This window comes from Agrilactobacillus yilanensis, from assembly GCF_003946725.1.
Taxonomy (GTDB): Bacteria; Bacillota; Bacilli; order Lactobacillales; family Lactobacillaceae; genus Agrilactobacillus; species Agrilactobacillus yilanensis.
In genome coordinates this window covers 13649-38444 of record NZ_RHOY01000014.1, presented here as the reverse complement: position 1 = coordinate 38444, position 24796 = coordinate 13649, and the positions used below count along the sequence as shown (strand labels likewise).

The window sequence follows — 24796 nt, the reverse complement described above, 5'->3', positions numbered from 1 at the left end:
CCTCCGAGTGCCGTAGCGCAGCAGCGTTAATTAGGTAATCTTATTGTAGATGGATTTTGATTAAACCAGCTTGCAAAAATGTGCGATCAACTTACATTTTTTGACAGTATCCGCTAGACCCAAGTGCCATTTCTAAAGATAGGAACTACCTGACCGGTTTTAGTTAAGCCATCAATAGCCATTTGTTCAGAGCCTACCATGAAATCCACATGAATCAAACTTTGATTTAGACCCGCTTTTTGCAGGGCCAGCGGATTCATTTTTGTGCCCGCTTTAATTGAAAATGGGTAGGCTGACCCTAAAGCCAAATGATTTGAGGCATTTTCGTCAAATAATGTATTGTGGAAAACTAAATCAGCTTGGGCGATTGGAGATGTCACTGGAACTAGCGCCACTTCACCGAGACTTTTGGCACCATCATCGGTGGATAAAAGTTGCGTCAACAGCGTCTGCCCAGTTTTGGCGGTGGCCTGAACAACTTGACCTGCTTTAAAGGTAAATTCGAGACCATCTAGCATTTGACCGGCGTAACTCAAGGGTTTTGTGGCCGTAACGGTACCGTCAATGCGCCGGTGATCCGGGGCGGTAAAGACCTCTTCCGTGGGCATATTAGCCATAAATCGTTGGCCGTGGGCATTTTGACTGCTGGCTGCGGACCAAAAATGAGCTTTAGGTAAGCCCACGGTTAAATCCGTACCTGGTGCTTGATAGTGCAGGGCATCAAACTGTAAGTCATTGAGCCAAGTCGCTTTTTGCCGTAATTGAGCATCATGGGCCGCCCAAGCTTGTACAGGATCCGGCTGATCGACGCGGGTTGTCTTAAAAATTTCTTGCCAAAGGGCCGCTTCGGCAGCGGTTGGTGTTAAATCTGGGAAAACAATTTGCGCCCAGTCAGGTTCTGCTGCAGCGACAACAGTCCAGCTGACATCATTATTTTGAGTGGCTCGACGCAAAGTTTGCTGTAATTGGCCAGCGGCAGTTTGAAAAAGATGAATGCGCTCAGGATCAACATCGGCTAAAGCATTTGGTGCAGTGGACATGACAGAAATACGTTTAGCTTGATGACTGAGCCAGTAATCGATTTCTGCTTTACGGTAATCGGGTTGAGCGGTTAAGCGGGTCTTGTCGGCTTGGGTGAGCAATTGCTTTTGGACGAAAGAATCAGCCCAAACGACTAAAACTTCGGCAGCCCCTAGAGTATAAGCTTGCTGAACAATGTGATGTGCCAGCTGTGTTTGAGTAACCGCAATTTGCAGGACAACGGTATCACCAGCCTGGACATTAATCCCGGTTTTGACGATTAACTGGGCATATTTTTTTAATTGTTGATTAAAGGTAGGTTGAGACATAAAAAGACTCCTTTAAAATTGGTTGGAATTTAATTCTGTTATCTACTTGTTAAAATAACGGGATAATTTGCGACATTTAACACAATTTTTTTGTTTAAAAAATGGTGATCTGTGTGTTATTATTTGTGTGTTGGTATAGAACCGCTATTTACGAATAGTTAGTAAAGGGTATCTGATATATCGTAAAATATTTATACTTGATATTAGTTACACAAAATATTAATAAAAAAACATAAAAATATTGTTATTTTAGAGATTTACAGATATGATAAGATTATAACATGCATGGAAATTTGTCCTGGGGTAACTCAGGCGGAAAAAGGGTGAGTTCTTTGGCTCGGAAAAAGACGATTACGAGAGACAATATTTTGAATGCGGCATTTGATTTAGTAGTTGAACAAGGCTTTTCAAATTTTACAGCACGTAATTTAGCAAAATTTATGAACTGTTCAACACAACCCATTTATTTGGAGTTCTCTTGTATGGGAGATTTGAAAAACACAGTTTTAGCAAAGGTACAAAATTATTTACAAACAAAAGTTTACAGTCAGCATTATTATGACAACGCGCTAGTGAATATCTTTTTAGCACATATTGACTTAGCTCGGACGAATCGGGCACTATATCAGGCTATTTTTGTGGATGATCACTTTGGGGTGAGTGCCATGCGCGATTTTGTTTACGAAACGGCTTATGAAAAAATGGCTGCTGACGAAAAGATGAAAGCGCTGCCTGACAAGCTGAAAAATGAAATTATTTTGCACTGCTGGATTGCAGCGACGGGGATCGCAACGCTTTACTCTGCAGAATATATTGATTTGACACAAGCGCAAATGATTCAATTTATCGAATCACAAATTGAAACTACTATTCGAACGGCTGGCACAGCTTCAGACGATGCAATACAAGAACATATGGTATCATAGGGCGTACCCATTATCTGATGATTTATAGATGATGTATAATACAATTTAGTATTAATTTTTAGAGTCAAGGAGATTTATTTTGAAGAAAATTAAAGTTATGACCGTTTTTGGCACAAGACCAGAAGCGATTAAAATGGCCCCACTTGTATTAGCGTTAAATCAGCGCCCAGATCAATTTGAAACGATCACAACAGTGACTGCCCAGCATCGACAAATGTTGGATCAAGTTTTAGAAATTTTTCATATTACACCGGATTACGATTTGGATATTATGAAGAACCGGCAGACGTTAAGCGATATTACGAGTAATGTTATTTTGAACTTAGATAAGGTAATTGCCGCAGAACAGCCCGATATTGTTTTAGTTCATGGGGACACGACAACTACTTTTGCGGCTAGTATTAGTGCTTTTTATCATCAAGTGAAAGTTGGTCACGTGGAAGCGGGCTTACGGACTTGGCAAAAATATTCCCCTTATCCAGAGGAAATGAATCGGCAGCTAACGGATGTTTTAAGTGATCTCTATTTTGCGCCAACCACGCAAAGTCAGGCTAATCTGCTAAAAGAAAATCATCCCCAATCAGAGATTTTCATCACTGGGAATACGGCAATTGATGCTCTGAAACAAACGGTTTCTAAAGATTATCATCATGATATTTTGGATTTGATTGATCCTAAAAAACGCCTCATCTTAGTGACGATGCATCGCCGGGAAAATCAAGGCGAACCTATGCGGCGCGTCTTTAAGGTGATGCGGTCAGTGGTTGAACAACATGATGATGTGGAAATTATTTATCCGGTTCATTTGAATCCAGTAGTTCAAGAAGCAGCCAATGATATTTTGGGCAATCATCCTCGGATTCATTTGATTGATCCGCTGGATGTGGTAGATTTTCACAATTTAGCAGCACGCAGCTACTTTATTATGACAGACTCTGGGGGCGTGCAAGAAGAAGCGCCTTCCTTAGGCAAACCCGTCTTAGTTCTGCGGGATACAACGGAGCGGCCAGAAGGTGTTGCGGCTGGGACTTTGAAACTTGTCGGCACACAGGCGGCAGCGGTTGAAGCAGGGATGTTGGCATTGTTAGAAGATAAAGCAGCCTACGATAAGATGGCGCAGGCCAAAAATCCTTATGGGGATGGTCATGCAGCCGAACGAATCCTAGAGGCAATGCGTTATTATTTCAAACAAACTGACGTCAAGCCGCAAAGCTTTGAACCATAATCATTTTGAGTATCATTAAATAGTAAATAGCTTCACTCCAGTATTTTAAGCTGGCGTGAGGCTATTTTTTTGGCTTTTTAAAGCGCCTAAGCCAAAGATTTTAGGTTAGTTTTGAGCCGGTTAATGAATAATTCGGCGACCTTTGACTGCACCGTGTTTTTCTTCCAAATGACAGTAATAGGTTCAGTTACTTCTGGTTTAAGCGGTCGAAAAACCAATGCTTCAGAGGTTGAGTCCTCAATTAAGTGCTCGAAGGTTAATAGATAAATACGATTATTTTTGACTAAAAGCTTTGCATTAAAAATTAAAGTATAGGTCCCCACAATCGGAATAGCAGAGCCGGTATTCCCCCACCAACTTTGGAAACGATGATCTTGAATTGCTTGTTCAGAAACAAGCAGCGGTCGATTTTTCAGGTCTTCAGGCTGGATTTGTTCAAGGCGACTTAAGGGATCATCTTTACGCATAACAATGCCCCAGCGATCATATTCTGGTAATTGCAAGTGATTATATTGTTCTAATGGCCGTTCGCCCATGATGACCCCGAAATCTAAAATCCCCTTGGTGAGTTGTGCTTCAATTTCTTCAGCGTTGCCACTGACAAGGCGGATTTTCACATCGGGATAGTCCAGCATGATATCACTGGTAATATTCATAATTCTTTGCATCCCAACACTTTCACCAGCACCAATGGATAGTTCCCCGCCGATAACTTGTTCTGTGGCAATATTAGCGACAGTTTTATCTGCTAAATCGACCAATTCCATGGCTCTAGCTCTAAGGTATTCTCCAGATTCAGTCAAAGTTATTTGCCGATGTCCCCGCACAAAAAGCGGGGTGCCTAGCTCTTGTTCCAAATCTGCAAGTTGTTTTGACAGCGCTGGCTGTGAAATGAGTAGTTGCTTAGCGGCATGGGTGATGTTTTTTTCCTGAGCAACCGCCAAAAAATAACGTAAAACGCGTAAATCCATCGTATACCCTCCAGTCATAATTAAAAGCTATGATACATGATATTTTATAAGTATTTCACAGGTAGTACAAGGGGGACTATACTAAATATCGTTCAGTTGTGAAGGGAGTGATCGTGATCAATACACAAGACATCGCACTTAAAGCTGACGCACGTTTGATTGAACAAAATCAACGTTTACTAAGGCATTTGAATACAACAAGACAGGGTCATGCTGAAATAAAACAGCTGCTTAATGAGATTATCGGTAGGCCATTAGCTGAAGGGACTATGATTCGACCACCTTTTTATACGGAGCTTGGTAGAAATATAAGCATTGGGCATCATGTGCTAATAAATTCTAATGTCACGTTATCAGATTTTAACTTCATTATTATTGGCAATTACGTCGAAATTGATTCTGGTGCAATGCTATTAACATCAAGTTTTCGATTTAATAGACAAAAAGAGCCTGAACGCTGGACAGCCCCAATTATTATTAAAGATCATGTAAAAATTGGCAGCCGCGTTATTATTCAACCAGACGTAACGATTGGTGAAAATTCAATTATCACAGCTGGGACAATTGTAAATTCAAAAGTTTCAGCAAATACAATCATTAATAGTCATTAGAAAGGACAATCATAAAGTGAATACTAAAGATAAAGTTATTGTAATTACAGGCGCTTCCAGTGGTATTGGTGCTGAGACCGTCCGGGTGTTAGCTAAACAGCATGCAAAGCTCGTTATCGGTGCACGACGGATCCAGCGTTTGAATGCGCTGAGAGCAGAATTCCCGGATGAACAGATCATTGTGCAACAAGTTGACGTTACGAAGCTTAACGAAGTTCAGGCGTTGATTGACGTAGCCTTAAGCAAGTTTAATCGGATTGATGTACTTTATAATAATGCTGGGATAATGCCAGTGAATGCGTTGGTGGATGCTGATCCTGAGGAATGGCGCAAGATTTTAGAAGTCAACGTTATGGGGGTGCTCAACGGTATTTCAGCCGTACTACCGACGATGATCAAACAACAATCCGGACATATTTTAGCGACGGATTCTGTTGCTGGACACGTTGTTGTGCCTAAATATGCCGTGTACAACGGTTCAAAGTTTGCCGTACGTGCCATCATGGAAGGTTTAAGACAAGAGCAACAGAAAAATCATATTCGGACAACCATCGTTTCTCCAGGGGCGGTGCATACTGAATTATATAACTCGATTCCTAACGAAAAAGAGCGGCAGGCTGAGATTGAAACAGAAAACACGATTGGTATTGCGCCAATTCATATTGCCGAAGCCGTTGCCTTTGCAATTAATCAGCCAGATAACATAGATGTAAATGAAATGATTATTCGACCGATCCAACAGAGTGTTTAAATCAATAAATGAATGGAGATTCCAATAATGAGTAAATTAGCAAATGATACACGAGTTTTTAAGATCAATCCTGAAATAGACGTCCAAAATGTACGGTTTAACAATCGCTATGGCTTTAACTTAGCGGGTCATCTATACTTACCGTTAGATTTTGAGGCGCATAAAAAATATGCGGCAATTGTTATTTCTGGGCCTTTTGGTGCCGTTAAGGAACAGTCAAGCGGCTTATATGCACAAACATTAGCGGAACAAGGCTTTGTTACATTGGCGTTTGATCAATCCACTACGGGAGAAAGTTCGGGTTCAGCCCGCAATGTTGCCTCCCCAGATATTTTTGTAGAAGACTTCTCTGCAGCCGTTGATTTTATCGGCTTACAAGACTTTGTGGACCGTGAAAATATTGGAGCCATTGGTATCTGCGGTTTGGGCAGCCATGTGCTAACGGCGGCTTCAGTCGACGTTCGCATCAAAGCTGTGGCGACTTCTGTGATGTATGATATGGCAGACTCCATGTGGTCTGGACTAAATCATTCTAAAACGGCGCATCAACGGCGTGTTGAAAAACAATTCCTTGCGGACCAACGTTGGGCTGATGCCGAGAATGGACAAGCAGCAGGTGGTTTGCATGAATTACCTTTTGATGCTCAGGATCAACCGATACAATCCGATAAATTATTCAGCGGTGATTTACCAGCAGATGCCGACCCGGTAACTACAGAATTCTTTAATTACTATCGTGGTCGAGCTTTCCATCCAAGATCAGTCAACTCAGCTGCAGCGTGGACCGCAACGACACCGCTTAGTTATTACAATTTTGCATTGCAGGCCCACATTGATCAAATCTCACCACGGCCAGTTTTGATCGTAACCGGTGAAAAGGCACATTCTCGCTATATGGCAGAAGAATCATTTAATCGATTGAATGAACCTAAAGAACTAGTTATTGTGCCGGGTGCGACCCATACAGATTTATATGATCAAATGAATTTAATTCCATTTGCTAAATTTAGTGAGTTCTTTAAAAAGAATTTGAAATAAGCCTATCTTTATTTATTGGCGGTGGATATAAACAAAAGCGCATAAAAAAAACTAGACCTTTAACGACGGGTCTAGTTTTTTTATGCGTGGCGCTTCAGTGAGCCGCATGCCGGTCTATAAACGCTTTATTTGTTATTACGTAAGCCATTGAGCCGTTCTTTAGAACGTTTTAAAGCTGCTTGCATCTTTTTGTTTTCGTGGTTAAAAACTAAAACACTGGTGCCATAATTCAGGAGGCCGACGAGTAATTGGTCTAGAATTTTGACCCACAGACTTGGCCAACCTAAAATAGTGATACCTAAAATCATAATAAAATTGTCCGCAAAAAAAGAAACAATTCGAGAAAGCATAAAAGAAACGAATTCTTTTAGAAATTCTCGTAGTGTGGAGTATTCACTATTAAAAACCCAGGATTTATTACTGAAAAAACTAAAGAGTACAGAGACTAGCCAAGCTAAAGAGTTCGCAAATAAATAGGGCATATGTACTAAATGCCCAAAAAACCAGTAAGAAAAAATATTGACTAGGGACGCCAAAAAGCCAAAGACCATATACATCAAAAAATTCCGATGCTTTTTACAATATTTCTTTATAATATCCATAATCTATCGGTTTTGTTGCGCGGCCACCAATTGCTTTACAAAGTTTTCCAGCTTTTGGATATCGGCTTCTTCAGGTGCTAAGTCGACTTTGACAACATCGGCGCCTTTAGTAGCACCAGTTGCTTCAAAAGCAGCTGCAAAGGCATCAACCGCCTTACCAAAATCATCATAAAAAGTATCACCAGAGCCACAGCAGCCATAAATTTTACCGGAGAGATCTTCTTCTTTTAGATCTTCAAAAAAGTCAACGGCTTCATCTGGTAGTTCACCATCACCGTAAGTGTAAGTGGATACAACGCAAATATCGACGTCTTCTAATTCTTCAGCGTCAGCTTGTGAAATTTCAACGGAATCTACATCAACGCCAAGATCTTCAAAAGCTTCTTCGACGATGCCGGCGATTTCTTCATTATTGCCGGTCATACTAGCATATACAATTTTTGCACTAGCCATAATAGTTGTTTCCTCCAAAATAGTTATTATGTGTCATTATAGCAAAAATTCATCAAAGAGCGATAGCAGAATGGCTAAGTTGGTGCTTTCTTAAAAAAAGTTTATAATGAATTGGTAGAAGAAATCGTAGCGGAGGTATTATTTTGATTACTTTAAAGTCACCTAGAGAAATTGAAGGCATGCGGCGTTCCGGTGCCTTATTAGCAGCTGTGCATCAGCATTTACAGAAAATAATTAAACCTGGTATTTCCAGCTGGGAAATTGAAGCATTTGCTGATAAATATATTACAGATCACGGTGGTGTCCCTTCGGAAAAGGGATTTGAAGGTTACAAATATGCGACTTGTGTTTGTGTCAATGATGAAGTTGCGCATGCAACACCAAGAAAAGATTTGATTTTGCGCAATGGCGATATTGTTAAGGTAGATATGACTGTTTCATTAGATGGTTATCAAAGTGATTCTTGCTGGGCCTACGCCGTTGGAGAAGTCTCACCAGAAATTAAACATTTAATGGAAGTGACCCATAAAGCTTTATATTTAGGGATTGATCAGGCGATTATTGGTAATCGTATTGGGGATATCGGCCATGCCATTCAGGAATATGTTGAAACTGAAAACGGCATGGGGGATGTTCGGGAACTAATCGGCCACGGGATTCAACCAACCATGCATGAAGCGCCTAATGTACCACATTATGGCGAAGCTGGTAAGGGCTTACGTTTAAAAGAAGGCATGACCATTACGATTGAACCAATGGTTAACTTAGGCACTTGGCAAATTAAGACGAAGGTAATGAAGGACAACTGGGAATATTACGTTTCAGGCGATGGCACACCGTCTTGTCAATACGAGCATACGCTGGCGGTTACCAAAGAGGGGCCTAAGATTTTAACTTCTCAAGATCCAGAGTTTGATGCAAAGTATCTCTAAAATAAGAATATGACCAAAGATCGGCTTTTTGGTGCATGTTAACCCAAAATAAAAGCAACTGCGTCAACGTTAATTTTGACCGGTTGCTTTTTGCTATATCTTTTAGGGGGCACTGGATTACTTGTCTGGTTTTATTTGTTCGTGTATGATAAGGCAAGTTGAAAGTGGTCTCAAAGAAAGAGAAGTTTATGCAATTTTTTGAAAAAGTGAAACGGTGGTTTGAAGCGGTTAAAGCGTTCATTTTAGCCGTGGCTGCCAGAACTAGTGTTGCCGAAGTTAGTAATAACGCTAAAGTCATTACTTATTACATTTTATTTTCATTTTTCCCGCTGATTATCTTTGTAGGAAATTTGTTACCCTTACTGAATTTGAATGTGAATTCGGTTGTTTCGTATATCCATTTTGCGATGCCTGAAGAAATCTCAAAAAATATTTTGCCCATTATAAAAAGTCTACTGACCAATAGTTCTGGTAGATTACTGTCCATCGGGGCGATTACCGCACTTTGGGGGGCAAGTCGGGGGATTAATATTTTATGGCAATCGGTCAATCGTGCCTATCAAATTCAGCCGCAGTACGGCGAAATCGCTGTGGTAAATGCAATTATTAAGCGGGGCATTGCCTTTTTATTCACTTTAGGCTTTATTTTAATTTTATTTGCTATCTTTATGGCGTTTATTTTTGGTCAGAGACTATTGGAATGGCTGCTGCCGATTTTTAATTTACCAACAACTATTTTAGACACATTTGTCCGTTGGAAGTGGCCGATTGCCGGGGGTGTTATTTTTATTGCGCTATGGCTGGCCTATTTTATTTTACCGAATGCTAAAGTTAAACTGCTGAGTGCACTACCAGGAACCGTTTTGACATCGGCCGGCTGGTTGGCAATCTCTCAAGGTTTCTCATTTTATATTGATCATTTCGGCAGCTGGACATCTTATGGCACATTAGGTATCTTCGTCATCATGTTATTTTGGCTGAATATGATTTCAATGATTTTTATGTTTGGTGCAGTTTTGAATGCGGTCATTGAGGAATATTACAATGGCCCTATTGAGGTGCGTCAATTGAATGAACTATCTAGTAGTCTGATAAAAATAAAAAGAAAATTATAATTTGTTAAGAATTCACAAAATGTTCAGGGTTTTACCACTAAAACGTATACAAAGTTCAGCCTAGAAATGCTATGATGTAATATAAATAACTATTAAAGAGGGTTTTAATACATGAAAGTACGTAAAGCAGTTATTCCTGCTGCTGGGTTAGGCACAAGATTTTTACCAGCAACTAAAGCAATGGCTAAAGAAATGCTGCCAATCGTTGACAAGCCAACAATTCAATTTATCGTAGAAGAGGCTAAAGCTTCAGGTATTGAAGATATTTTGATCATTACTGGCAAGGCCAAACGACCTATCGAAGATCATTTCGATTCTGCGCCAGAATTGGAACAGAATTTAACCGCAAAACATAAAACAAAATTATTAAAATTAGTTGAAGAAACAACAAATCTAGGGGTCAATCTTTACTTCATCCGTCAATCTTATCCAAAAGGCTTAGGGGACGCGGTACATTTGGCAAAATCTTTTGTCGCCGATGAACCTTTTGTCGTGATGCTAGGCGACGATTTGATGGAAGATAAAGTACCGTTGACACAGCAATTAATCAATGATTACAATGAAACACATGCGTCTACATTAGCCGTTATGAAAGTACCGCATCAAGAAGTCAGCAAGTATGGGGTTATTGCACCTAGCGGTAAGATGAAAGATGATTTGTATAACGTGGAGAGCTTTGTAGAAAAGCCTGAGGTTGACAAAGCGCCTAGTGACTTGGCAATCATCGGCCGTTATTTGCTGACACCAGAAATCTTTAATATTTTGGATACCCAAAAACCAGGTGCGGGGAATGAAATCCAATTAACGGATGCCATTAATACGCTAAACAAAACCCAACGCGTTTTCGCCCATGAATTTAAGGGCCGGCGTTATGATGTGGGTAATAAATTTGGTTACTTACAAACCTCGATTGAATACGGCTTGCAACATCCCGAAGTTAAAGATCAACTAAAAGCATATTTAAAAGAATTAGCAAAAACATTGAAATAATTATTTTAATAAAGCTTTGCCGTTTTCGAAACGAAAACCAAAGATTGGTTGTAGCTGCTGTTTATCATCTTTAACATAAAGAAGGTGAGACAGTAGCTCTTTTTTTTGCAGTAAGACAAAAATCTCCCATTGTTGACGGGGATGCTGTTTGGCATCCACTAGCAAGCATAATTTGTCCGCAACTAGCTCATAGGCCACAATCGGAAGATAGTGCGTACGGTCTATTTCATAGTAAAAATGAGTTTGTCGTTGCAAAGTTCGGATTAATGCTAAAAAATCTAATACACGCATAATTAACAACCTGCCTTTTTAGATATTTCTTAAGGGTTTATGGAATTTGTCGCATCCAGTGTTAGTTATGATTATAATGACAATTAATAAGTAAATACAATAATTGATTGATAAATATATAAGTGAGGTAACTATGGATAAAGTTGTAATTGTGAGTGCTAAGCGAACACCGATCGGTAAGCTAGGTGGTCAGTTTATGAAACTATCCGCCAAAGAGCTGGGCGTTATTGCGGCTAAAGCAGCGATTCAAGCCAGTGGCATTGCGCCAGGCAAAGTAGATCACACCATTTTTGGTAATGTGCTGCAAGCGGGTTCTGGCCAAAATATTGCACGCCAAATTGGACTAGGTGCTGGGCTATCCGTGACGAGTACAGCGATGACCATTAATGAAGTCTGTGGTTCCGGTTTAAAAGCCGTTCGTTTAGGCCAAAGTGCCATTGCCATGGGGGATGCAGAGGTTGTCTTAGTCGGTGGTACAGAAAGCATGTCTCGGGCACCATTTTTAGCGGATCTACGTTTTGGGCATACTTTAGGTAATGTGAATTTTGTGGATAGCTTAGAACATGATGGTTTGATAGACAGCTTTTCAAATCAACCCATGGGCGTTACCGCTGAAAAAGTAGCCACTGAATTTAAAGTTGATCGACAAACACAAGATGATTACGCGGCGCTATCTCAGCAACGGGCGGCGCAAGCTACTGAAAACGGCTGGTTTGATGCTGAAATTATTCCAGTGACGTTAACCGATAAAAAAGGGAAAACGACGACTTATCGCAAAGACGAAGCCATTCGTCCAGCAACCAATACCGATATTTTGAGCCAATTGAAACCGACTTTTCAAGCAGAAGGCACCGTTACAGCTGGGAATGCCTCGGGGTTAAATGATGGTGCAGCGGCATTAATCTTGATGACTGAAGCACAAGCCAAAGCCCAGCATATTCCATATTTAGCAACGATTGACGGCTTCTCAGAAGTAGGCCTGGACCCCTCAATCATGGGCTATTCCCCAGTATTAGCCATTGATCGACTCTTGAAAAATCAGCATTTAACCCAAGCAGACATTGATCTGTTTGAAATCAACGAAGCCTTTGCGGCACAATCCGTTGCAGTAGCTAGAGATCTAAAATTACCTTTGGATAAAGTTAACGTTGCCGGAGGCGCTATTGCATTAGGCCATCCCTTAGGCGCATCCGGCGCCCGCGTCTTAACCACCTTGTTATATCAATTAGAACGCCTGAACAAAACCACCGGCATCGCCTCATTATGCATCGGCGGTGGATTAGGCGTCGCCATGAAAATTACCAGAGCATGAAGCCTCAAGGGTTGCCTTCGCGTATAACCTAGAATCTTGCAGGGTGTCGCCAGACACACAAGAGATTTGTAGTTAGGTGAGAGCTTTGCTCTAGTAAGCGCGTTTCAACCCCCAACTAAAAAACATCAAGAGAGGATGGCACCCTGTGAAATTTTATCAATTGAGCCGAGAACAACGCTTAGACGCCTTAAAAGCAAGCGGGGATCTAGACACCCAAAGCTACGAATTAATGCTGAAAAACCAGCCAATTCCTGCTGAAATTGCGGCAAACATGGTAGAAAATCAAATAACCCAATATGCGTTGCCAGAAGGCGTTGTACAAGACGTTTTAATTAACGGCACATGCTATCAGATCCCCCTGGTTACCGAAGAGCCCTCCGTTATTGCTGCAGCGAATAACAGTGCCAAATTAGTGCGTCAATGGGGTGGCTTTCAAGTGACTGCCAAACGCGGCGGTTTAATCGGCCAAATTGTATTTGACCACGTCAGTGACATTGAAACAAAAGCCCAGCTGTTAAAAACTAAAGCAGATGAAATTCAAGCAATAGCGGCTTCGGCCTACCCCTCTATCCTTAAGCGTGGGGGCGGTTTACGGCAACAAAAAGTGACCATTGTCGGTCAAGATTTCTTAAAATTGGAACTATTAGTAGATACAAAAGCCGCAATGGGCGCAAATATGGTCAATAGTATTTGTGAAGCAGTAGCCCAGGCGGCAAGCCAGTGGCTGCAGCAACCACCATTACTAGCCATTTTGTCCAACCATGCCTTAGAAGATTTGACAACAGTCACGTTAAAACTGCCAGTTACTGCTTTAACCCGGGGGCACTTATCTGGGCAAACAGTCGCTCAAAGAATCGTTGCAGCCACCGAATTTGCTCAATTAGATATTAACCGGGCCGTGACCCATAATAAGGGCATCATGAATGGCGCTATCGGTGTGGTACAAGGCTATGGCAATGATACCCGGGCAATTAGTGCGGGCATCCATAGCTATGCGGCCCAATCCGGGCAATATCAGCCGTTAAGTCAATGGCGACTTGTGGATACAGACTTAATTGGCCAGCTCACTTTACCGTTGCCTATTGGTGCAGTGGGCGGCTCCATTGGCATTGTCCCCCTAGCTAAAGCCAATCAACAATTAGGACAGGCCACTGATCCTTTAATAATGCAGGCGCAAATCGCAACGATCGGTTTAGCTTCGAATTTAGCCGCTTTACGGGCTTTAGTCACCGAAGGCATTCAAAAAGGCCACATGCATCTGCAATACAAAGCGTTAGCGATTCAAGCAGGTGCGACTGGATCAGAAATTGACTGGTTACAAAATGCATTGAGTCAGCAGCCAATTGTAAATTTAGCCATTGCGAGACAATTATTAGTTGAAAAATCTAAAACAGAAAAGAGTGCAACCCATGACCATCGGAATTGATAAAATTGGTTTTTATACCCCAAATCAGTATGTAGATTTAGTAGAACTCGCTTTAAAACGCCGGATTGACCCTGCCAAGTTTACGATCGGCATTGGCCAGGACAAAATGGCAGTAGCCCCTTTAAGCCAAGATGTTGTTTCAATGGGCGCTAATGCCGCTGCTAAAATTTTGACACCAGAAGACAAAGCCGCTATTGATCTAGTGATTTTAGGGACAGAATCTGGTGTGGATAATTCTAAAGCAGGCGCCTTAATAATTCATCGGCTATTAAAACTACCTAATACCGCTCGTGTTTTAGAAATCAAAGAAGCTTGTTATGGGGCAACCGCTGGACTACAGTATGCCAAGTTGCATTTATTACAAAATCCAAAAGCTAAGGCGCTGGTCATTGGCTCAGACATTGCCCGCTATGGCTTAGAAACCTCTGGAGAAGTCACCCAAGGTGCAGGTGCTGTGGCTTTGCTGTTGAGTGCTGAGCCGCATATTTTAGCCTTAGATCTACCAAGCAGCTACTACAGTGAAGATATTGATGATTTCTGGCGGCCATTGGATCAGCTGACGGCAGAAGTGGATGGCAAATATTCAACAACTGCTTATATTGAATTTTTTGAAAAAGTTTTTAAAGATTACCAAGCTAAAACGGGCTTAACTTTGGAAGATTACGCAGCGATCACGTATCATTTACCTTATACAAAAATGGGGCTAAAAGCGTTGAAACAAGTTCTGCCAATGGCTTCTGATGAGAAACAAACAGAATTGCAGCAACATTATCAGCAAGAAACCTTATATAGTCGGCAAGTTGGTAATATTTATACGGGATCATTGTATTTGGCCTTACTGTCTTTACTCAACAATGACCGTGTTTTAAAACCAGGGATGAGAATTGGTCTGTATAGCTATGGCTCCGGGGCTGTAGCGGAATTTTTCTCTGGAAAACTACAACCGAACTACACTAAATATTTAGATCCTATTTATTATTTAGAATTATTTGAAAAACGGCAAAAATTAACAATTGCAGATTATGAAGCACAGTTTAAAGCACAATTAGAACCAATTGCACCAGGACAGGTGTTAGAGAATCAAGATCCATCAGCGCAATTTTATTTCGCGGGCGTTGTGGATAAAAAACGTCAATATAAAGAGATAAAATAACAATTTTTTGACTAATAAATCAAACGTAGACCAATTTAATATTATGGTCCTATAAATAACTTTCAGTTAACACCTGAAGGTTGATCTAATCGAATTGTCTGACCTTAAAAAAATATTTTTAATCAGACAATTTTTTTGTCCCAAAAGTGTTGTAAACGGTTACACCATGTGTTATATTATAAGTGCGGAAGGATAAGGAAACTATCCTAAAAGCAATTCAAGGTAAGATGTAACGCGTGAAATTGAATTGGGTTGCTTCAGCAATTAAGCAAGGACTAGAAGCTGGTTGAAGAGATTCATCCCAGAAGCTAGCAGAACCAGACAATATCGATATTGTAAGTACCATCTATGATCAAGCATTAAGTAATAAGAACCAAGATTCAAGTAATAAGAATCATGAACCATGTAATATGTACCGTATTTTATGCATGAAGTTCTAAGCGTTATGTTCCATGATTTATGAACCAGGATTCATGGTAATAAGAACCAAGAACCAAAAAATCAGACATTTAACTACAGCATCAAGAATTAAATGTATTAGGCATTTAGATTTAAAGATGAACCTGTATAAAAATGATTTGAGGGTTTCTTCAATAGAATTAAACCCAAGTTGGCTTGAACGATTAGCCATCAGACATTCTGTAAGCGTTTGTGACTGAATCGACTCAAGTACAGCGATCGCGCCAAGCATAGTTTATATTGATACCATAAGCTTGTTTGTCCAAAAAAATCCAATGTGGAGGTGTATGTCTGATAACGAGACATATTTCCGAATCAAGCGAATATTTGGTGTACTGAAAATATCTTGCTGGTGAACATTAATCTTAGCATGTTATAGCAGACAGTCATAAAAAATAGCAGATATGTCACCAAATGAATCGTAAAAATTGAATAGAATTTTAGAGGTGGAAAGTTATTCAAGTTTTCCAAATTAATCAGGATATGACTTATCCTAATTCCGCAGATTTCTAAGAGACCATCGTGCCGGACGCCGACAAGATGGTCTTTTAGTTTGTCAAAAATTAGGGTTTTAACAAATTGACTTTTTGATATAAAAGCATAAAATTAAAATATGATGAGATTAGACTAACGCCGTTGGTAAGATTACCCAGCGTTTTGGATAGGGGACTTAAAGTTGCATTGGGATGCAGAGGGATATAGAAAAAATCAGCAGTTTGTAGCCAAATATGGTACCGCTTTATTAGAAGATGTACCGGAATGTGATGCCATTTTAGATGTGGGCTGCGGAACCGGCGTATTAACAAAGCAGCTTTGTCGTAAAGCGACATTTGTTAGAGGCATTGATCAGTCTGCAGCCATGGTGCGTGTAGCCAAAAGCCAATTCCCTAATTTGGATATTACGGTTGGCGATATTTTGCAATATCATGATGCCCATCGCTATGATGTTGTTTTCTCAAATGCGGTGTTCCATTGGATTTCCAGGCGGCAACAAGGTCAGTTATTGGCCAAAGTGCACCAATTGTTAAAACAACAAGGCTTATTAGTGGCTGAATTTGGCGGTGCCTATAATATTGATCAGATTTATCAGGCCTTTGTATCGGTGTTAAAAACTTACGCTATCAAAAGCAAATTACATTTTTATTTTCCAGATCCAAGAACTTATCAGAAGTTATTAATCCAACAAGGGTTTTTAATTAAAAAATTAAATCATTATTATCGACCGACCCCTTTAGAAAATGGTTACCATGGATTACCAAGTTGGTTGGCTCAATTTTTTGAGGCGGATTTAGTTCAATTGCCTGAAGCACAACAAACTGAAATTATTCAAAAAACTTGTGATAAATTGATGCCGAAATTATGGGATGGTACAAGTTGGGTGGCGGATTATTGGCGCCTGCAAGTGGTAGCTCAAAAAAAGTAATCCTGTAAATCAAAAAAATAAAGTGTTTTGACAAATTAGCCAAAACACTTTATTTTTTTTGATTTTTAAGAAATTACGCGAACCGTAATGCTTTGCCGGCCGAATTGTAAAGCTTGGCTATTTGGCATTGCAATATCCAATTGGTTCGGATTAGCGTAGGCAAAAGTACCTGTATCACGAACAACGTAATCTTTGCTTGTGCCGTTAGCAAAGGTAATGTTTAATTTTGTACCTCTAGGGAAAACACTTAAATTGGCAGCGACAGTGTCGTAACCAAATGTGTAGTTGCCTAAGACTCGAGGATCGTAAGCTGTTGCTGTCATAGCGATACCTGGTGTTTGTGTAATTGGTTGATCGGCGCTCATGTCAGGTCCCCATACCCATTGGCCGCCGCCAACTTCGTACCAAGTTTCGCCATTAACTGTAACTTGACCAGAAACGTGCCAGCCAGAGTCTTTTTCCAAAGTTTGGCCAGTTTGTTGACGATCTGCATAAGGTGAGTTAAAAACAGCAGCGCCATAAGTACCAACAACATACATTGTTGTGTCTAAGGCTGTTGCAATTGGATTTGTGCTTAAGTCAGCACCTTTAACCCATTGGTCGCCGCCAACTTCATACCAAGTTGTGCCGCGTACAATTTGTTTTGAAGAAACATGCCACGCTGTTCCAGAAGTTAAAGTTTGACCCGTTGTATTGCCAGCAGGTGCTGTGTAAACAGCCGTATCTCTTGCGGCATACATTGTCGTGTCTAAGCTCATTGTTGTTGAAGCAGTTGCTGCGAAAGTTTGATCTGCAGTTGTTGTAATCGTTGCAGTTGAAATGGTCCCCAAAGCTAAAGCAGAAAAAACTAAGTTTCTAAGTTTCATAAAAATTCAAATCCTCCAAAATCTCTTGTTCCGATTAATTACATTCCCCACTATACAAGATAAATTTTGAAAAAGTTGAAATAAATCGAATCGTTAGCAAGTTGTAACAGGATTGAAATAATTCTTAACAGAAATGTCATATGTTAGATTCAGAACAAGATCAAAAAAATTAGCACAAAAAGTCAATTGAATGCTAGTTATAGCGGGCTTTTTGTGTTAATGAAAGATTGTTTTATTTGTGCTTGTCTTCTGAAACGCGCTTAGCCTCATTGTCTTCTTGTATAACTACGAATCTCTTGTGTGTCTAACGACACTCTGCAAGATTCTAGGTTAGTGCTCGAGGCTTTCTCGCTCTAGGTCACGCTCTGGCTTTAAAACGCGTTCCAAGCTACTGATAATTTACATAACTACGTCTTACTCACAAGCCAAGACCGGGCTTATGTCGTAAGTCTAGGTTATGTGCATTGTCAAACCGTAGCTTGTCACGCTCTGGTTTGAAACGCGTTCCCAAAGACTGATTTCTGCGCTTAGCTACGTCTAACTTGTAAGCGAAGCCCGCTCACGGCGTTAGCCTAGGCTATGCTCAAAATCAACCCGTCTTTGGTCACGCTCTGGTTAGTTTTACAATGGCTTCACATCGTGGTGTTTGTGGGAACATGTCGATGGATTGGATGTAGTCGATGTGATAGCTTTTTGCTAGGGTGACGAGGTCTTTGGCTAAGGTGGATGGGTTACAAGAGATGTAGACGAATTGTTTTGGTTTGGCTTTAACGATGGCTTGGGTTAGTTCTGGGCCTAAGCCGGTGCGTGGTGGATCAACGATTAAGGCGTCGATATTTTGTTTTTCTTTGAACCATTTGGTTAAGAGGACTTCAGCTTTGCCAACTTCATAATGGCAGTTGGTCAAGCCGTTAGCAGCGGCGTTCATGTTGGCATCTTCAATACCTTCTGGCACAATATCCATGCCTTTGACGGTTTGCACTTGGTCGGCCATGGTGATGCCTAATGTGCCCACACCGCAATAAGCGTCAACGAGTGTTTCGTTACCTTTAAAATCAAAGGCGGCTTGGGCAAGGCGGTACATTTTTTGAGTTTGCTTAGGATTTAATTGGAAGAAAGCTTGGGGCGAGAGTTTAAAAACTTTATCGCCAATTTTTTCTTCAATTGTTTCAGAGCCATAGATGTGAATTGATTCGTTGCCCCAAATTAAAGAGGTTTGAACATCATTTATATTCACAAAAAGTGAGGTAATATCTGGAATTTTGGCTTTAATAGCTTCAAATAAAGGTTGATTATCAGCGAGGGCTTTATTGGAAACAATTAATGTGGCTTGGACTTCACGGGTGGTATCTGAGGCCCGGACAACAAGGGTACGGAAGCCGTCTTGTTGGCTGCGCTCGTCATAAATTGGAACGTGCTGATCATCTAAAACGTGCTTTAATTGAAAGATAACTTTATCTACTTGAGGCATTTGTGTGCTGATTGTATCTACATCAACAAGATCATGGGTGCCTTCTTTGTAAAGGCCAGCAATGACTTTACCATCGCGTAATTGCAACGGAAATTGGGCTTTATTGCGATAATGGGTTGGTCGACCGGCAATGGTTGGGCGAATTTCGTAATCTTCGTAGCCTTTAGGTTTGAATTTAGCTAAGGATTGCACGATAACATCCGTTTTAAAAGCGAGTTGCGCTTTATAATTTAAATGAGCGAGATCTAAGCCACCAATTTTACCGTAGAGATGATCTTTTGGTTCGATACGGTCTTTAGAAGGTTCCCGCAGACGTTGTAATTTAGCACGGATGAACTTAGGTGAGACTTCGGTAACTTTGGCGGTGATCACTTCACCAGGAAGGGCTTGGGGCACAAATACAATTTTACGTTTGAAGTAACCGATGCCTTCGCCGTTGATGCCAAGGCGTTTGATCGTTAGAGGGAACTTTTGGCCAACAGTAACGGTGACGTCTTGATTACCATTGGTTTGTTTAGAGGATGTTGTCATAATATCTCCTTTGTTTGACAGTGATTTTGGGGCTTGCTAGACTTAAATAGAGAATCAAAAAGTGTGTAGAAAGAAAATTGAGGTGCGTCAGTGAAGATCACAAAAATTGAAGTGCAGCAGCGGCATAAGGATCGCTACAATATTTATCTTGATGAAACTTATGCTTTTCCAGTTGCAGAATCTGTGTTGATTCAATTTGCCTTAATGAAAGGCCAAGAATTGACAGAAGCTGAAGTTGAGGCATTAAAGAATGCGGATAATGAGGCCAAAGCCTATGGCCGCGCTTTGGATTATTTGAGTTATCAGCTACGGTCAACATTAGAAGTGAAAAAGTATTTGTATGATAAAGATTATACGGGTGCTACTGTTAATCATATTATCACGAAATTAACGGAACTGAACTATTTAGATGATTTAAGTTTTGCTCGAAGCTTTGTGCGCACAGAAATTAATGTTAGTCGCAAGGGACCTAAAGTTATTATACAAAAACTCCGGCAAAAAGGTATTGCCAATGAGACTATAGAAAATGTGTTAGCAGAAGAATATCCGTTTGAAACCCAAGTAGCGAATGCGCTGCTGCTCGTTAAGAAATTAGCTAAAGGCGGACAACAGCGGTCTTTTTTTGAGCGGCAACAAAAAATTCGGCAGAATTTAATGCAAAAAGGGTTTAACGGGGATGTTATTACTGAAGCCTTAGCGCAAGCGGCATTAACTCAAGATGATGATGCTGAACAAACAGCGCTGCAGCAAGCTGGTGAACGGCTGTGGCGACGCTATCACGATCAGCCCAATGGCCGTCAAAAGATAAAGCAAAGTTTGTACCGCAAAGGATTTAATTTAGATATGATTCAGCGATTTTTGGAACAAAAAACAATGGATGAGGCTTGAAATGGAACAGCAGACAATTAGAACTTTTCAGAGCACGTTTTTGACTTGGTACGATCAAAATCGGCGGGTACTGCCTTGGCGTGAAAACCCACAGCCTTATTATGTATGGCTGTCAGAGATTATGTTGCAGCAAACGCAAGTACAAACGGTGCTGCCTTATTTTGAGCGGTTTATTCAAACTTTTCCTGATTTAGCAAGTTTGGCTGCTGCCCCAGATGATGTATTGATGAAGTGCTGGGAAGGGTTGGGCTATTATGCTCGGGCACGAAATTTAAAACGAGCAGCGCAACAAATTATGACCGATTATAATGGGCAGTTTCCCCAGACGGCTACGGCGCTGCTGGATATTATCGGCATCGGACCTTATACTGCCGGTGCGGTGGCAAGTATTGCGTTTAATGAGGTGGTTCCAGCGGTGGATGGCAATGCTTACCGGGTGTTCAGTCGTATTTTTAATGACCAAACCGATATTTCACAAAGCAAGGCATCTCAGCATTTTAGAACTTTGATTCAGCCGTTAATTCCAAAAGATCGGCCGGGGGACTTTAATCAGGCCGTAATGGATCTGGGGGCTTCGGTTTGTACAACAAAAGAGCCGCTCTGTTTATTTTGCCCGTTGCAAGCATTCTGTCAAAGTTATGCCCAAGGAACTATGCTAGATTTACCAGTGAAAAAGAAAAAGATTAAAAAGCAAAAAGTACAATTAGTAGCTGTTGCCGTTCGCAATGAGGCTGGGGCTTATTTGTTGCAACAGCGGCCTAAAACGGGTCTATTAGCAGGTCTATCAACTTTCCCATTGATTGATCAAGCAGATTTGCCTGAAGACTTGGATTTGACACAAGGGGTGCTTCGTTATTTTAAGCAACATTATAATTTGGCCTTGCAACAGATACAATTAGCCCCGGTGAAACCAGTGACGCATATTTTCACGCATTTACATTGGACTTTAACCTTAGTGACTGCAGATTTATCAGAAAGCAGCGATTTGGCTTACTTTTCTGGTGCTTTTAAACAGCCCGCTGAATTTGCAAAGCTAGCATTGCCAACTTTGCAAAAAAAGCTTTGGACTAGATTAAGTCAAGCCTAAAATATTGTTTAGGAAAATAGGCGCTTTTCTGTTATAATATGTAAGGAAAATGTATTTGGAAAGCTGGGTCGACAATGCCTGTTCCCAAAGAAGGAGACTACATTGCGATTCAAAGTTATAAGCATGATGGGAGCTTACATCGGACCTGGCGAGATACAATGGTTTTAAAAACCAGTGAGTATGAATTAATTGGCTGTAACGATCATACGTTAGTTACGGAATCAGATGGGCGTCGCTGGCTGACGAGAGAACCAGCCATTATTTTCTTTCATAAACGTTACTGGTTTAACATCATTGCAATGATTCGCGAAAGTGGTGTTGCGTATTATTGCAATCTTGCCTCACCGTTTGTGTTAGACAAAGAGGCACTAAAATATATTGATTATGATTTAGATGTTAAGGTTTTTGCAAATGGTGAAAGGCGTTTACTAGATGTGGATGAATATGAGGATCATGCCGCTAAGTGGCATTATTCTGCTGAAGTTGACCATATTTTAAAATCAAATGTCAAAGTTTTGGTGGATTGGATCGAACATGGTAAGGGTCCGTTCTCAAAAGAGTATATTGATATTTGGTATAATCGCTACCTTGAGTTATCCCATCGTCAATAAGAATCGCAGTTAATTAGAGGCCATGGCAAGACGTTATGTTTTGTCATTGGCCTCTCTTTTGAATGTTAATAAATATTCTGATAAGTAGCTGATTAAATTTAAAGTAAAGGGGATAGAGATTTTGAGTAAAATTGAACAGGTTGCACCGCTGAAGTTTATAGGGCAGGCGAACTTGGCAACCGCTTTAGATGAAAATGGCAGTTTGACGTCGGCTTGGAATGAACTAATTGGCAATGGGGACTTGGCCCAATTAGATCAACTTGTAGCGGCATCGGGGGCACCAATGAATCGCAGCACTTTAATTGTTTTTTCACCGTATTCCTTTATTGCTTGGGTGGGTGTTGTGGTGCCAGCGGCGATTACCATTCCAGCAGGGCTGCATCAATTTGATTTACCAGCAAGTCAGGTGGCCAAGGCACAGCAAAAAGCAAGTATCCAGCTGCCTTTACCTTTAGGACAGTTAATTAATGCCACTTTTGATAGATTTGAAAAAGCAGGTATTACACTGCCAGAACATTTGGGCCAAACAAATAAGCCTTATTTTTTGGAAAGTTACCAGTTAGATGATGCTGGTGAAATTACGAGTGTGACCCAACAAATTTATTTAGGGACAGCAACGGATGATGCTGCCTACTTTGATTAGAGGACTGTTATGGCTGAAAATAAAATGAAATCTAACAATCGTGGGGTGATCATGGCGGCGGTATTTATTGCCACGTTCATGACTTCTGTGGAAGTAACCATTGTGACTACGGCTCTACCGGCGATTATTAGTGAACTGCATGGCTTGGCTTATCAGAGTTGGATTATGAGTGCCTATTTGTTGACCACCGCAATAACCACACCAATTTATGGCAAATTAGCAGATACTTTAGGTCGGCGTAAGATCTTCTTATGGGGTGTACTCGTCTTTACGCTAGGTTCTTTATTCAGTGGGTTAGCGCCAACAATCTTGCTGCTAATTATTGCCCGGGCCATTCAAGGTGTTGGTGCCGGTGCGGTAATGCCGTTGACATTTACGATTATTGCCGATAATTTCGATTTTGAAGAACGGGCAAATGTCTTGGCTTTAAACAATACGGCTTGGGGCTTGTCAGCGTTAGTGGGCCCATTAATTGGGGGCTTTTTAGTAGATCAACTTTCTTGGCACTGGGTCTTTTTTGTCAATGTGCCTTTAGGTGTATTGGTCTTGTTGCTGGTCTGGTTTGGATATAGGGAGCATTTTGAACAAAAAACGAAACTGGTTATTGACCGAGTTGGGATTACTTGGCTGTCTTTAGGGTTGATTACGACCCTGTTAGCAATTCAAATCTTAAACAGTCAAGTGATTTTAGCGCTAATTTTGGCAGTGATCGCACTTGTTAGTTTTGGCCTGTTCATTCGCCAAGAAAAACGGTTTGAGGATCCTTTAATTTCACCAAAGATGTTTCATAATCGGACGTTTACCATTCAAATTGTTACGGTGACCATCTTAAGCGGTATTTTGATTGGCTACCAAGTTTATTTCCCAATTTGGCTGCAGTCGTTGTACCAAGTTTCAGCAACCGGTGCCGGCTTAGTTGTTACGTCTAGTTCAATTATGTGGCTTTTGGCGTCCTTTTTTGTCGGCCGGATTATTAGCCGCTTTGTGCCAAAACGGGTAGTTTTAGTAATGGTGGCAATTTTGTTGGCGGCGTATGTTAGTTTGTTATTTGCAGACTTAAATTTCCCAGTCTGGCTGTTTTATGCGATTGCCATTTTAAATGGTTTGGTCATGGGGATTGTCATCAGTATGAATACAATTCTTAGCCAACATTTAGTGGATGATACGATGGTCGGTTCTGCAACTTCAGTACTTACATTGGGCCGATCCTTAGGCCAAACGGTAATGACCGGTATTTACGGCGCGGTGTTGAATTTGATGATTAAATTAAATTTGAACAGCGGGGTTACTTTTGGACAGGTCAACGACGTCATTAGCAGTAGCAGCAAAGTCAACGATGCGAACCGACAAGTTATTGATCCTATTATTTTAACTGCGTTACACACTGTCTTTGGTATCACGGTCACTATGATTGCTATTGTTTGGCTGATCAATTTGACAGATCCAAATAAGGAAATTATTGAGTAAAAGAAAAGAGCGTGAATTGGAGTTTTGCTCCAGTTCACGCTCTTTTTCGAAATCACCCGTGTTGGCTCACGCTCTAAACGCGTTCCAAAAGACTGATTTCTGCGCCTAGCTACGTCTAACTTGTAAGCGAAAACCGCTCATGGCGTTAGCCTAGGCTATGCTCAAAATCAACCCGTCTTTTGTCACGCTCTGATCTAAAACGCGC

The 24796-nt window shown here is 40.8% G+C and carries 24 protein-coding genes; 17 read left to right on the top strand and 7 right to left on the bottom strand.

What is annotated here, in order from left to right; all coding sequences use genetic code 11:
- Positions 1 to 113: 113 nt before the first annotated feature.
- Positions 114 to 1349 (bottom strand): aminopeptidase, encoded by a 1236-nt coding sequence (locus EKM93_RS09505; RefSeq protein WP_125715329.1) that lies wholly within the window; start codon positions 1347 to 1349, stop codon positions 114 to 116.
- Between the two features lie 323 nt (positions 1350 to 1672).
- Between EKM93_RS09505 and EKM93_RS09500 the strand changes: the two genes are divergently transcribed.
- Together EKM93_RS09500 and wecB are read left to right on the top strand one after the other, a co-directional pair.
- On the top strand, positions 1673 to 2275 hold the full coding sequence (locus tag EKM93_RS09500) for a TetR/AcrR family transcriptional regulator (protein WP_164507057.1): 603 nt from the start codon (positions 1673 to 1675) through the stop codon (positions 2273 to 2275).
- A gap of 79 nt (positions 2276 to 2354) precedes the next feature.
- Positions 2355 to 3500, top strand: coding sequence for a non-hydrolyzing UDP-N-acetylglucosamine 2-epimerase (wecB, locus tag EKM93_RS09495; protein ID WP_164507056.1), 1146 nt, complete (start codon positions 2355 to 2357; stop codon positions 3498 to 3500).
- An 86-nt stretch (positions 3501 to 3586) separates the two neighbouring features.
- Here the strand turns inward: wecB and EKM93_RS09490 are convergent, their stop codons facing one another.
- Positions 3587 to 4471, bottom strand: coding sequence for a LysR family transcriptional regulator (locus EKM93_RS09490; protein WP_125715325.1), 885 nt, complete (start codon positions 4469 to 4471; stop codon positions 3587 to 3589).
- Between the two features lie 113 nt (positions 4472 to 4584).
- Between EKM93_RS09490 and EKM93_RS09485 the strand changes: the two genes are divergently transcribed.
- Genes EKM93_RS09485 through EKM93_RS09475 form a run of 3 tightly spaced genes read left to right on the top strand, consistent with a single transcriptional unit; the run spans position 4585 to position 6871 of the window.
- Entirely contained in the window at positions 4585 to 5082 is a 498-nt protein-coding gene (locus EKM93_RS09485; protein WP_125715323.1) for an LbetaH domain-containing protein, read from the top strand.
- A gap of 16 nt (positions 5083 to 5098) precedes the next feature.
- Positions 5099 to 5833, top strand: coding sequence for an SDR family oxidoreductase (locus tag EKM93_RS09480; protein WP_125715321.1), 735 nt, complete (start codon positions 5099 to 5101; stop codon positions 5831 to 5833).
- Between the two features lie 27 nt (positions 5834 to 5860).
- The gene (locus EKM93_RS09475; protein ID WP_125715319.1) at positions 5861 to 6871 is read left to right on the top strand and encodes an alpha/beta hydrolase; all 1011 of its coding nucleotides are present in this window, start codon (positions 5861 to 5863) and stop codon (positions 6869 to 6871) included.
- A gap of 125 nt (positions 6872 to 6996) precedes the next feature.
- On the opposite strand, the gene EKM93_RS09470 is transcribed toward EKM93_RS09475, so the two are convergent.
- Positions 6997 to 7422, bottom strand: a complete 426-nt coding sequence (locus tag EKM93_RS09470) for a GtrA family protein (RefSeq protein WP_225423685.1) — start codon at positions 7420 to 7422, stop codon at positions 6997 to 6999.
- Between the two features lie 54 nt (positions 7423 to 7476).
- A complete protein-coding gene (locus tag EKM93_RS09465) occupies positions 7477 to 7926 on the bottom strand; it encodes a flavodoxin (RefSeq protein ID WP_125715315.1) in 450 nt (149 codons plus the stop codon).
- 143 nt (positions 7927 to 8069) lie between these two features.
- Between EKM93_RS09465 and map the strand changes: the two genes are divergently transcribed.
- The 3 genes from map to galU all read left to right on the top strand — a co-directional run bounded on the left by map (position 8070) and on the right by galU (position 10963).
- Complete coding sequence (gene map, locus EKM93_RS09460; protein ID WP_125715312.1) at positions 8070 to 8858, top strand: type I methionyl aminopeptidase; 789 nt, start codon at positions 8070 to 8072, stop codon at positions 8856 to 8858.
- A gap of 188 nt (positions 8859 to 9046) precedes the next feature.
- Positions 9047 to 9973, top strand: a complete 927-nt coding sequence (locus EKM93_RS09455) for a YihY/virulence factor BrkB family protein (protein ID WP_125715310.1) — start codon at positions 9047 to 9049, stop codon at positions 9971 to 9973.
- Between the two features lie 111 nt (positions 9974 to 10084).
- Positions 10085 to 10963 carry a UTP--glucose-1-phosphate uridylyltransferase GalU gene (gene galU / locus EKM93_RS09450; protein ID WP_125715308.1) on the top strand — a complete coding sequence of 293 codons (879 nt, stop codon included), beginning with the start codon at positions 10085 to 10087 and terminating at the stop codon, positions 10961 to 10963.
- Here the strand turns inward: galU and EKM93_RS09445 are convergent, their stop codons facing one another.
- Positions 10964 to 11254, bottom strand: a complete 291-nt coding sequence (locus EKM93_RS09445; RefSeq protein WP_125715306.1) for a hypothetical protein — start codon at positions 11252 to 11254, stop codon at positions 10964 to 10966. It lies immediately after the preceding gene.
- Positions 11255 to 11387: 133 nt separating this feature from the next.
- Between EKM93_RS09445 and EKM93_RS09440 the strand changes: the two genes are divergently transcribed.
- The 4 genes from EKM93_RS09440 to EKM93_RS09425 all read left to right on the top strand — a co-directional run bounded on the left by EKM93_RS09440 (position 11388) and on the right by EKM93_RS09425 (position 17027).
- A complete protein-coding gene (locus EKM93_RS09440) occupies positions 11388 to 12566 on the top strand; it encodes an acetyl-CoA C-acetyltransferase (RefSeq protein WP_125715304.1) in 1179 nt (392 codons plus the stop codon).
- Between the two features lie 145 nt (positions 12567 to 12711).
- Entirely contained in the window at positions 12712 to 13992 is a 1281-nt protein-coding gene (locus EKM93_RS09435; protein ID WP_164507055.1) for a hydroxymethylglutaryl-CoA reductase, degradative, read from the top strand.
- Positions 13976 to 15145, top strand: coding sequence for a hydroxymethylglutaryl-CoA synthase (locus EKM93_RS09430; protein ID WP_125715300.1), 1170 nt, complete (start codon positions 13976 to 13978; stop codon positions 15143 to 15145). Before EKM93_RS09435 ends, EKM93_RS09430 begins: the two co-directional genes overlap by 17 nt.
- 1135 nt (positions 15146 to 16280) lie before the next feature.
- Positions 16281 to 17027 carry a class I SAM-dependent methyltransferase gene (locus tag EKM93_RS09425; protein WP_164507054.1) on the top strand — a complete coding sequence of 249 codons (747 nt, stop codon included), beginning with the start codon at positions 16281 to 16283 and terminating at the stop codon, positions 17025 to 17027.
- 65 nt (positions 17028 to 17092) lie between these two features.
- On the opposite strand, the gene EKM93_RS09420 is transcribed toward EKM93_RS09425, so the two are convergent.
- Positions 17093 to 17893: an SLAP domain-containing protein gene (locus EKM93_RS09420; protein WP_125715296.1), complete on the bottom strand. Its 801-nt coding sequence runs from the start codon at positions 17891 to 17893 to the stop codon at positions 17093 to 17095.
- Positions 17894 to 18497: 604 nt separating this feature from the next.
- Positions 18498 to 19895 carry a 23S rRNA (uracil(1939)-C(5))-methyltransferase RlmD gene (rlmD, locus tag EKM93_RS09415; protein ID WP_125715294.1) on the bottom strand — a complete coding sequence of 466 codons (1398 nt, stop codon included), beginning with the start codon at positions 19893 to 19895 and terminating at the stop codon, positions 18498 to 18500.
- Positions 19896 to 19985: 90 nt separating this feature from the next.
- Between rlmD and recX the strand changes: the two genes are divergently transcribed.
- From recX to EKM93_RS09390, 5 genes are all read left to right on the top strand, one after another.
- The gene (recX, locus tag EKM93_RS09410; protein ID WP_125715292.1) at positions 19986 to 20783 is read left to right on the top strand and encodes a recombination regulator RecX; all 798 of its coding nucleotides are present in this window, start codon (positions 19986 to 19988) and stop codon (positions 20781 to 20783) included.
- 1 nt (position 20784) lies between these two features.
- A complete protein-coding gene (mutY, locus tag EKM93_RS09405; protein ID WP_225423684.1) occupies positions 20785 to 21870 on the top strand; it encodes an A/G-specific adenine glycosylase in 1086 nt (361 codons plus the stop codon).
- A gap of 74 nt (positions 21871 to 21944) precedes the next feature.
- Positions 21945 to 22481: a nucleoside tri-diphosphate phosphatase gene (gene ntdP / locus EKM93_RS09400; protein WP_125715288.1), complete on the top strand. Its 537-nt coding sequence runs from the start codon at positions 21945 to 21947 to the stop codon at positions 22479 to 22481.
- Positions 22482 to 22602: 121 nt separating this feature from the next.
- On the top strand, positions 22603 to 23124 hold the full coding sequence (locus EKM93_RS09395) for a hypothetical protein (protein WP_125715286.1): 522 nt from the start codon (positions 22603 to 22605) through the stop codon (positions 23122 to 23124).
- Positions 23125 to 23133: 9 nt separating this feature from the next.
- On the top strand, positions 23134 to 24591 hold the full coding sequence (locus EKM93_RS09390) for an MFS transporter (RefSeq protein WP_125715284.1): 1458 nt from the start codon (positions 23134 to 23136) through the stop codon (positions 24589 to 24591).
- The last annotated feature ends 205 nt before the right edge of the window (positions 24592 to 24796 follow it).

Excerpts from the sequence above, each read along its gene's own strand:
- ntdP (WP_125715288.1), top strand. The coding sequence starts at position 21,945 with ATGCCTGTTCCCAAAGAAGGAGACTACATTGCGATTCAAAGTTATAAG.
- EKM93_RS09470 (WP_225423685.1), bottom strand. The coding sequence starts at position 7,422 with ATGGTCTTTGGCTTTTTGGCGTCCCTAGTCAATATTTTTTCTTACTGG.
- EKM93_RS09455 (WP_125715310.1), top strand. The coding sequence starts at position 9,047 with ATGCAATTTTTTGAAAAAGTGAAACGGTGGTTTGAAGCGGTTAAAGCG.
- rlmD (WP_125715294.1), bottom strand. The coding sequence starts at position 19,895 with ATGACAACATCCTCTAAACAAACCAATGGTAATCAAGACGTCACCGTT.
- EKM93_RS09390 (WP_125715284.1), top strand. The coding sequence starts at position 23,134 with ATGGCTGAAAATAAAATGAAATCTAACAATCGTGGGGTGATCATGGCG.
- EKM93_RS09420 (WP_125715296.1), bottom strand. The coding sequence starts at position 17,893 with ATGAAACTTAGAAACTTAGTTTTTTCTGCTTTAGCTTTGGGGACCATT.
- EKM93_RS09445 (WP_125715306.1), bottom strand. The coding sequence starts at position 11,254 with ATGCGTGTATTAGATTTTTTAGCATTAATCCGAACTTTGCAACGACAA.
- mutY (WP_225423684.1), top strand. The coding sequence starts at position 20,785 with ATGGAACAGCAGACAATTAGAACTTTTCAGAGCACGTTTTTGACTTGG.
- EKM93_RS09465 (WP_125715315.1), bottom strand. The coding sequence starts at position 7,926 with ATGGCTAGTGCAAAAATTGTATATGCTAGTATGACCGGCAATAATGAA.
- EKM93_RS09430 (WP_125715300.1), top strand. The coding sequence starts at position 13,976 with ATGACCATCGGAATTGATAAAATTGGTTTTTATACCCCAAATCAGTAT.
- EKM93_RS09490 (WP_125715325.1), bottom strand. The coding sequence starts at position 4,471 with ATGGATTTACGCGTTTTACGTTATTTTTTGGCGGTTGCTCAGGAAAAA.
- EKM93_RS09475 (WP_125715319.1), top strand. The coding sequence starts at position 5,861 with ATGAGTAAATTAGCAAATGATACACGAGTTTTTAAGATCAATCCTGAA.
- galU (WP_125715308.1), top strand. The coding sequence starts at position 10,085 with ATGAAAGTACGTAAAGCAGTTATTCCTGCTGCTGGGTTAGGCACAAGA.
- EKM93_RS09440 (WP_125715304.1), top strand. The coding sequence starts at position 11,388 with ATGGATAAAGTTGTAATTGTGAGTGCTAAGCGAACACCGATCGGTAAG.
- EKM93_RS09505 (WP_125715329.1), bottom strand. The coding sequence starts at position 1,349 with ATGTCTCAACCTACCTTTAATCAACAATTAAAAAAATATGCCCAGTTA.